The organism is Domibacillus robiginosus (genome assembly GCF_000966195.1).
Classification (GTDB): Bacteria; Bacillota; Bacilli; order Bacillales; family Domibacillaceae; genus Domibacillus; species Domibacillus robiginosus.
In genome coordinates this window covers 1-7632 of the sequence record NZ_LAHL01000076.1, presented here as the reverse complement: position 1 = coordinate 7632, position 7632 = coordinate 1, and the positions used below count along the sequence as shown (strand labels likewise).

The window sequence follows — 7632 nt, the reverse complement described above, 5'->3', positions numbered from 1 at the left end:
GTCCTGAGCCACCATTTTAACAACACGCGGGTGTAGTTTAATGGTAAAACCTCAGCCTTCCAAGCTGATGTCGTGGGTTCGATTCCCATCACCCGCTCCATTATTTTTGATAATGGGCCTGTAGCTCAGCTGGTTAGAGCGCACGCCTGATAAGCGTGAGGTCGATGGTTCGAGTCCATTCAGGCCCATTTTTTATGTAAGTTCATATACTGGAGGGGTAGCGAAGTGGCTAAACGCGGCGGACTGTAAATCCGCTCCTTCGGGTTCGGCAGTTCGAATCTGCCCCCCTCCACCAGTTTTTAGGGGCATAGTTTAAAGGTAGAACTGAGGTCTCCAAAACCTCCAGTGTGGGTTCGATTCCTACTGCCCCTGCCAATCAATTATATTAAGTGAATAATTATGGCGGTCGTGGCGAAGTGGTTAACGCATCGGATTGTGGCTCCGACATTCGGGGGTTCGATTCCCCTCGATCGCCCCATATAAATGGGCTATAGCCAAGCGGTAAGGCAACGGACTTTGACTCCGTCACGCGAAGGTTCGAATCCTTCTAGCCCAGCCATTTTATATATGCGGGTGTGGCGGAATTGGCAGACGCACCAGACTTAGGATCTGGCGCCGCAAGGCGTGGGGGTTCAAGTCCCTTCACCCGCATCTTTAACAGGCTGACAAAAGCAAATGCTTTTGTCAGCCTGTATCCTTGATAAAAGACTTCTTATAAAGTCTTCCATGAATAGGAACTTCTCTTATAATTGTACACGTCCTTTATGCAACGGACAAATGAGAACATCCTGTTCAAGTGCGGAAGTAGTTCAGTGGTAGAACATCACCTTGCCAAGGTGGGGGTCGCGGGTTCGAATCCCGTCTTCCGCTCCACTGATATGCCGGCGTGGCGGAATTGGCAGACGCGCTGGACTCAAAATCCAGTTCCTTCACGGGAGTGCCGGTTCGACCCCGGCCGCCGGTATCATCTAAAACAGCATCTGTTTCTAGCAGATGCTGTTTTTTTATACAAAAAATACTCTATCCTGGTATACCAGAACAAAAGGCTGCTTCCCGCTTGGAAGGCAGCCTTTTTATTTAAACCGTTAAAGAATCAAGCAATGTTTTCACACTTTTGAATTCGTATCCTAAATCGCGGGCAACGGCTTCAAACGTTACATAGCCTCCATATGTGTTCACGCCGCTTTCCAGAGCTGTACTCTGCTTAATAGCCTGCTCAAAGCCCTTATTTGCGATTTGAAGAGCATAGGGCACTGTAACATTGGTCAGTGCAATGGTAGAGGTGCGCGGAACAGCTCCTGGCATATTTGCCACCGCATAATGTACAACTTCATGTTTTTCATAAGTTGGGTTTGTGTGAGTCGTAATCCGGTCCACCGTTTCGAAAATACCGCCTTGATCAATTGCCACATCAACGATTACTGAACCAGGAGACATAGATTTTACCATTTCTTCTGTAACAAGCTTTGGTGCCTTGGCACCTGGAATTAAAACAGCACCGATAACAAGGTCAGATTCTTTAACTGATTCGGCGATGTTTAACGGATTGGACATAAGGGTTTGAACGCTTGCTCCGAAGATTTCTTCAATCTGGCGAAGGCGGTCTGCACTCAAGTCAATGATGGTAACATCTGCACCAAGTCCAACGGCAATACGCGCTGCGTTCGTACCAACCATGCCACCGCCAATAATAGTTACGCGGCTTCGCTTCACTCCTGGAACTCCACCAAGAAGAACCCCTTTCCCGCCATTGTTTTTTTCTAAAAATTGAGCACCGATTTGAGTAGACATACGTCCAGCAACCTCACTCATTGGCGAAAGAAGTGGCAGCGTCCCGCCTGCTGTTACTGTTTCGTAGGCAATCCCAGTTACACCGCTGTCGACGAGCGCTTTGGTAAGTTCCGGTTCAGCGGCAAGATGTAAATAAGTGAAAAGAAGAAGATCTTTACGGAAGTACTGGTATTCAGAAGCAAGCGGTTCTTTTACTTTCATCACCATCTCTGCCCGACTCCAGACATCCTTTGCTGAATCGAGGACCTGAGCACCATACTGCTCGTATTCCTCATCTGTAAAGCCGCTGCCAAGGCCGGCTCCTTTTTCGATTATCACCTGGTGGCCGGCAGCTACAAGCGAAGCGACTCCTGACGGTGTAATGGCTACACGGTTTTCATTATTTTTAATTTCAGCTGGAATCCCAATTAACATATCGATCATCCTCTCATGTTTATTGTTTTTATTGTAGGAGAAAAAGAAAGAAATGACATCGTTCTGAATATTAAAAATAAAGAAGAACATTTGTTGAAAAACACAAATGAAAAAACGACTTTTTTAAACTGTGTTTTTGTAAGCGATTACTATACTTTAGTCATCGCATTTGCCATAAGTGTAAACAAAAATTTTATTTTTGAAGATAAGTCTTTGTACAGTTATGTAAGTCAAAAAAATATTGTGAGAAAATCTAACGAGAAGTAAAAGAGAAATTAGCATAAAGCTTAATTAAAGCAAAAAGGGAACATAAAACAATAATTAATTTTAAAAAACCCCGCCTGAATAAAAAGCGGGGTGTTCTTATGAAAGGCTGGTAATGAAAGCAAGATAAAGAGAGAACACAAGCAGCATGCTCATTAAAAAAGTGATGCCGGCTTCTTTTTTTCGATATCCCCAAAAGCCAATAACTAAAAACAGAAAGGATAAAAAAGTAAGTAGTATACTCATTGAGGACCAGCCAAGGGACAAGGGCAGATCTGGCGGCAGAGCACCATTGTAAAAAAAAGCAAACAAGGGAGAATAACTATTCTCGCTTGCAGCGTGAGGAGGTTCCTGCTGACCGAGAAACGCAGTCGTTGTAAAAACAAATAACAGAACGAAACTTTCTGTCCTTACCCATGGCTTTGGATGTACCATTTGTCCATTTTGAAGTTTCTGCTTGAGTAAAAAACCGTTTATGAATGCAAACAGCAAAACTGGCAGCAGAAGCAAATGCTTGATCAGGAGTGCTTGTCCGTAATTCAGAGACCAGTCACTTGCATAGTCACGCACGTCCAAAATCATGGTCATCATCCAAAAGCCGGATACTGCCGTTAAAACAAAACAAGCAGCTGCCAGCGGTGAGAACCATCTTAAAAAAGCAAGCCAATTAGCTTCATTACGTGAAAACCAGCCTGCTAGAAGCAAAATACCTATCCAGACTGATACAGCTGTAAAATGCAAAGCGTGAGAAAGAATACCGGTCCATTCTGTTAGAGAAGCAGCATGGCTTGACCAGCTGATAGACACGATCAGGATAAGAATAAAAACCAGCCCGCCTACTGTAAAGCGTTTGTCTGTTAAAACGGGGAATGTAAATACATATAAAGCAAAAAAAAGGGCAACAGTACAAGTAAACGCCCATGATTTTCCGATAGTAAAACCGAGGATTACCGTTTGTGCTACAGGCATTAAGCTGCTGCCGGACGCAAGTTCCACAATCAACACCGCGACTGGTACAAAAGCAAAAAGAGCGATGCCGCCTACAGCCGCATAAAGCCACCGCTCCCGAACGAGGATCGATGGCTTTTTATGCGCGGGAACTAGCTGAATAAGGAAAGCGCCCATCAACAAGGAAAAACAGCTGTATAAAAGTGTTTCCGATGCATAAAGCACAGTCATCATTTTTTTCCTTTTCTCATTAACAAAATAATGGCAAGCAGCGCAACAACTACAATAATCCCAATCACAATAGGCATAGAAAAGGAAGTGCTTTCTTCTTCCTGTACATCAGCAGCCGGCTGTTCATTGGCTTGGTCCGTTGTTATTTCCTCATCTGCTTCTTCTGGTGCTGCTTCTTGGGCCGGTTCCTCCGTCTGCTCGGCTGCTACCGTAAATCCGTACGTTCCTTCAATTAAATGGCCGTCTTCACCAACAATACGCCAGTTAACTGTATAGCTTCCATTTTCCAGCGGTACTGCTGCTGATCCGCTTAATACATTGTTGTTTACTTGAACATTTTCGAGCGCAACCTCCCCCGCATCATTTTGCAGTGTAAAGGTGCTTTCCTGTTCAATCGGTGTTTCAAATGTTAGAGAAAGATCCTGAATCGAATCCGTTATCGTATCTCCATCCGCAGGAGAAGAACTTTCCAATCCAGTATGGGCGGATACAGTAGACGAAAACAGAAATAATAATCCAAAAAGAAAAACAAATAATTTTTTCAACTGATTCACCTCAATTCGCGATTTGTTCATAAACACTATACCACTATTTAAAACAAAACGAATCCAAACCGCCCTCGGATCACAAAGATGTCAAAAAATGATGAAAAAGCACACAAACTGTTCACAAAAGGAGTAAAGAAAGAAGCAACGGGGAAGTAGAGGTAAAAAGACGAATGAAGAGAGGAACATCCATGCATATCCCATTTAAACAACTACCTGCCATTTCAGTGAGCCGCCTTTTTGGCTCATCCAGCCCAAAGATTTCTGGAATTGCATACAACTCTCAGGCGATACAGCCTGGTTTTGCTTTTTTTGCTATTACAGGAGAAAATACGGACGGTCATGCTTATATTGAGCAGGCGATTGAAGCTGGCGCAGCTGCTGTGGTCGGAACTGATGAAGCCATTCTTCATTCGTTTCACAAGCAGTTTCCGTCTATTACATTTGTGGCCGTACAGGATTCTCGCACAGCGATGGCCCACGTGTCAAATTACTTTTATGAGCGCGTGCAAGAACGGCTCATTAAAGTGGGTGTTACTGGCACAAACGGCAAAACAACTGTTGCCACCTATGTGCAAAGCTTGTTCAACCTGCTTCATATTCCATGTGGGATGCTTGGTACAACTGGTATCTGGAAATCAACCGGGAAAATGTCTTATAACAAAAGTACACCAACCACGCCAATGTCCTCTGACATTCATTTTATTTTCAGGGAGCTGCAAAGATCGAATCACGAAGCAGCAGCTATGGAAGTTTCTTCGATCGCACTTGATCAAAAGAGAGTCGAAGGGATTTTATTTGATATAGCGATTCACACTAATTTTTCAGAGGAGCATTTGGAATACCATAAAACAATGGAGCATTACAAGCAGTCCAAGCTGCTGTTGTTTGAACAGGCAGTTGTTAGCATTGTGAATATGGATGATGCAGGTATGTCGGAGGACATTCTTCAATCAGCTAAAGGCCGCTTAATCACTTACAGCCATAAGCAATCGTCAGGAGCTGATTTAATTTGGACGGAATGCCGGCATCATGAGCATGGCATGACATTTCACCTGCTTTATGATGGACATAAGTATCCCGTATCCGTACCTCTTTACGGACAATACAATGCTGGAAATCTTACGGCAGCAATAGCCGCCGCTTTGTCTCTTGGTATCAGCATGGACGAAATCATTTCTGTTCTGCCCGATATGAAACAGGTAGAGGGACGTTTTCAAGTGATTCATGGACCGGAAAACAGGAAAGTAGTAATTGATTATGCCCATACCCCGGTTGCACTTGATCAAATTTTATCGGAGGTGCGCCGGATTCCACACGCTCGTTTGATTGCAATGATTGCTGGTATCGGTATTCGGGATTTTGGTAAAATGCCGAAAATGGCGCGTACAGCAGAAGGAAAAGCGGATGCGATCGTTGTCACAGTGGATCACCCGGGACCGCATGATCCAAATGATATTATCAGGCATGTAGTCAGTGGATTTTCAAAGCCAAAAGAGCCGATTTTAACAGCTGCAACAAGACGGGAAGGCGTGATTCGTGCACTTGAAGAAAGTGGTCCAAATGACATGGTTTTGTTGACGAGTGGATGTATTAACGGGTGCCAGATTGTAAAAGGAGAACACATCCCCCATTCAGACGAAGCCATTATTCAGGAATTTTTTAATGGAAATCACCTCTTGGAAATAATGGAGTTCAGGGGGGAAGAAGACGTCCGCGCAACACAAATATAAAAAGTTGATCAAAGGAAACAAAATTCAAAATGAATTTTTCAATAAAACCAAGTCGCTTATCAGACAAAAGCTTTCAGTCTGATAAGCGACTTTTTTAGTTGCTTTTACCTGTATATACCGCATGTTCTGAAAAATGCAGCGTATATCGCTTTAAGTCATAACACGTTTATTAGTACTGTTTGAAAAATAAAAAGTAGAATACATCCGCTGTTGAAGCAGTACCTTCTCCCGCCTTCTGCATATAATTACAGGGAACTTTCTAAATAGGAGGAGTAAGCAGATGAATAAAGAAATTTTAAGTTCATTAGTTGGTAAAGTTGTTAAAGTAAATCGAGGTGGTCATGATTCGCGAGTGGGGCAATTACTGACCGTGGAAGAAGATTACTTTGTGCTTCTTACAAAAGAAGACGGCGTTCTTTACTATAAAGGCCACCATGTTAAAAGCTTGACTGACAATACAAAAAAAGGACTTGAATTCACCCTCCTTATCCCTGAAGATTTTGCATATATCGGTGGAAAAGTGTTCACAGAAGTGCTGAATAATTTAAAGTACAAATGGGTGACAATTAACCGTGGCGGACATGAGAAGTATCAAGGAGTGCTCGATGATATTAATGATGACTATGTCACGATTGTTTTTCATGAAGAAGTTATTCGGGTATCGACGTTCCATATTAAAAACATTAGCTATGATTTGAAAATTGAAGATCCGGAAAAAGAGGAAAAAGAAAAAAAGGAAAAGGACGAATCAGATAAGAAAGGAAAAGAGCAGGAAACTCAAAAAACAGAAAGCAACTAATCAATCTTGATCATATTCAATAGGAAAGAAATTGGAGTCTCTTTGGAACAAGAAATGAGATAAGTGATTATGTCATATTCTCTTTGTTCAAAGGGACTTTTATTTGATAGAAGGTATTTTTAACTTGTGAGGGGGATAGAGATGTCAAGCCCTTTTTTTTCAGATGCACTTAAATCGCTGATTGGCTATTCTGTTGGTGTCTTTTCAAATGATGGCACACTAATGAAAGGAACAATGGTTGATGTTAAAAAAGATTATCTAATCGTACAGACTACAGAAGAAAAATACATTTATCATCATCTTGCACAAGTAAAATCTGTTTCAAAAAATTCAAAGGCTGTGCAGGCCAATGTGATTGCGAAGGATTACTTACAGGCAGAGCAGCTTAAAGAAATTTTAGAACAGTGTAAGTATAGCTGGGTGACGGTCAATTGTTATAACGATCAATTTGTTACGGGATTTTTAAGCAGGGTCTTTGATGATCACCTTATTTTAATTAGCGGAGAAGAAAAAATTATTATGCAAAATGCATGTATTATTAATATATTTCCAGGTGTTTATGAAACTGAGGAAAAAGAGAGAAATGAGCCGGAAGAAAAAGAGCTCTCTTCTCAGGTAAAAGCACGAGATGAAATAACAGAAAACGAAGCACCCGTAGAAGATAAGGAAGAGCTAGAGGAGCCGGAAGAAAAAGAGTACTCCCTTCAGGTAGAAGCAAGAGATGAAATAGAAGAAAGTGAAGCATTTCTGGAAGACAAGGAAGAACTGGATGAGTCGGAAGAAAAAGAACACCTCCTTCAAGCAGAAGTACAAAATGAAATAACAGAAAGCGAAGCATCCGTGGAAGACAAGCAAGAACCGGATGAGCCGGAAGAAAAAGAGTATCTCCTTCAGGCAGAAGCACAAA

The 7632-nt window shown here is 42.3% G+C and carries 6 protein-coding genes and 9 tRNA genes; 12 read left to right on the top strand and 3 right to left on the bottom strand.

What is annotated here, in order from left to right; all coding sequences use genetic code 11:
• The first annotated feature begins 26 nt into the window (after positions 1 to 26).
• The 9 genes from VP97_RS22275 to VP97_RS22235 all read left to right on the top strand — a co-directional run bounded on the left by VP97_RS22275 (position 27) and on the right by VP97_RS22235 (position 964).
• Positions 27 to 100: transfer RNA gene (locus VP97_RS22275), tRNA-Gly, on the top strand.
• Positions 101 to 114: 14 nt separating this feature from the next.
• A tRNA-Ile gene (locus tag VP97_RS22270) sits at positions 115 to 188 on the top strand.
• Between the two features lie 23 nt (positions 189 to 211).
• Positions 212 to 295, top strand: a tRNA-Tyr gene (locus VP97_RS22265).
• Positions 296 to 301: 6 nt separating this feature from the next.
• Positions 302 to 375, top strand: a tRNA-Trp gene (locus VP97_RS22260).
• A gap of 27 nt (positions 376 to 402) precedes the next feature.
• Positions 403 to 478: transfer RNA gene (locus VP97_RS22255), tRNA-His, on the top strand.
• Positions 479 to 484: 6 nt separating this feature from the next.
• Positions 485 to 559 (top strand) — tRNA-Gln (locus VP97_RS22250).
• Between the two features lie 10 nt (positions 560 to 569).
• A tRNA-Leu gene (locus tag VP97_RS22245) sits at positions 570 to 651 on the top strand.
• Positions 652 to 798: 147 nt separating this feature from the next.
• Positions 799 to 873 (top strand) — tRNA-Gly (locus VP97_RS22240).
• 7 nt (positions 874 to 880) lie between these two features.
• Positions 881 to 964 (top strand) — tRNA-Leu (locus tag VP97_RS22235).
• A gap of 113 nt (positions 965 to 1077) precedes the next feature.
• Here VP97_RS22235 and ald read toward each other — a convergent pair.
• The 3 genes from ald to VP97_RS22215 form a co-directional block, all read right to left on the bottom strand.
• Positions 1078 to 2205 (bottom strand): alanine dehydrogenase, encoded by a 1128-nt coding sequence (gene ald / locus VP97_RS22230; protein ID WP_050184347.1) that lies wholly within the window; start codon positions 2203 to 2205, stop codon positions 1078 to 1080.
• A gap of 363 nt (positions 2206 to 2568) precedes the next feature.
• Complete coding sequence (locus VP97_RS22220) at positions 2569 to 3648, bottom strand: copper resistance D family protein (protein ID WP_050184345.1); 1080 nt, start codon at positions 3646 to 3648, stop codon at positions 2569 to 2571.
• Complete coding sequence (locus VP97_RS22215; protein WP_172656831.1) at positions 3648 to 4193, bottom strand: copper resistance CopC family protein; 546 nt, start codon at positions 4191 to 4193, stop codon at positions 3648 to 3650. Before VP97_RS22215 ends, VP97_RS22220 begins: the two co-directional genes overlap by 1 nt.
• Positions 4194 to 4366: 173 nt before the next feature.
• Here VP97_RS22215 and VP97_RS22210 point away from each other — a divergent pair, with 173 nt between their 5' ends.
• The 3 genes from VP97_RS22210 to VP97_RS22200 form a co-directional block, all read left to right on the top strand.
• Positions 4367 to 5926: a UDP-N-acetylmuramoyl-L-alanyl-D-glutamate--2,6-diaminopimelate ligase gene (locus tag VP97_RS22210; protein ID WP_245629964.1), complete on the top strand. Its 1560-nt coding sequence runs from the start codon at positions 4367 to 4369 to the stop codon at positions 5924 to 5926.
• Positions 5927 to 6206: 280 nt separating this feature from the next.
• Entirely contained in the window at positions 6207 to 6725 is a 519-nt protein-coding gene (locus VP97_RS22205; RefSeq protein ID WP_050184342.1) for a hypothetical protein, read from the top strand.
• Between the two features lie 141 nt (positions 6726 to 6866).
• Positions 6867 to 7632: DUF2642 domain-containing protein (locus VP97_RS22200; RefSeq protein WP_050184341.1), on the top strand; the 766-nt coding region annotated here is incomplete at its 3' end.

Coding starts and splice junctions, on each gene's coding strand:
- ald (WP_050184347.1), bottom strand. CDS start 2,205: ATGTTAATTGGGATTCCAGCTGAAATTAAAAATAATGAAAACCGTGTA.
- VP97_RS22205 (WP_050184342.1), top strand. CDS start 6,207: ATGAATAAAGAAATTTTAAGTTCATTAGTTGGTAAAGTTGTTAAAGTA.
- VP97_RS22210 (WP_245629964.1), top strand. CDS start 4,367: ATGAAGAGAGGAACATCCATGCATATCCCATTTAAACAACTACCTGCC.
- VP97_RS22220 (WP_050184345.1), bottom strand. CDS start 3,648: ATGACTGTGCTTTATGCATCGGAAACACTTTTATACAGCTGTTTTTCC.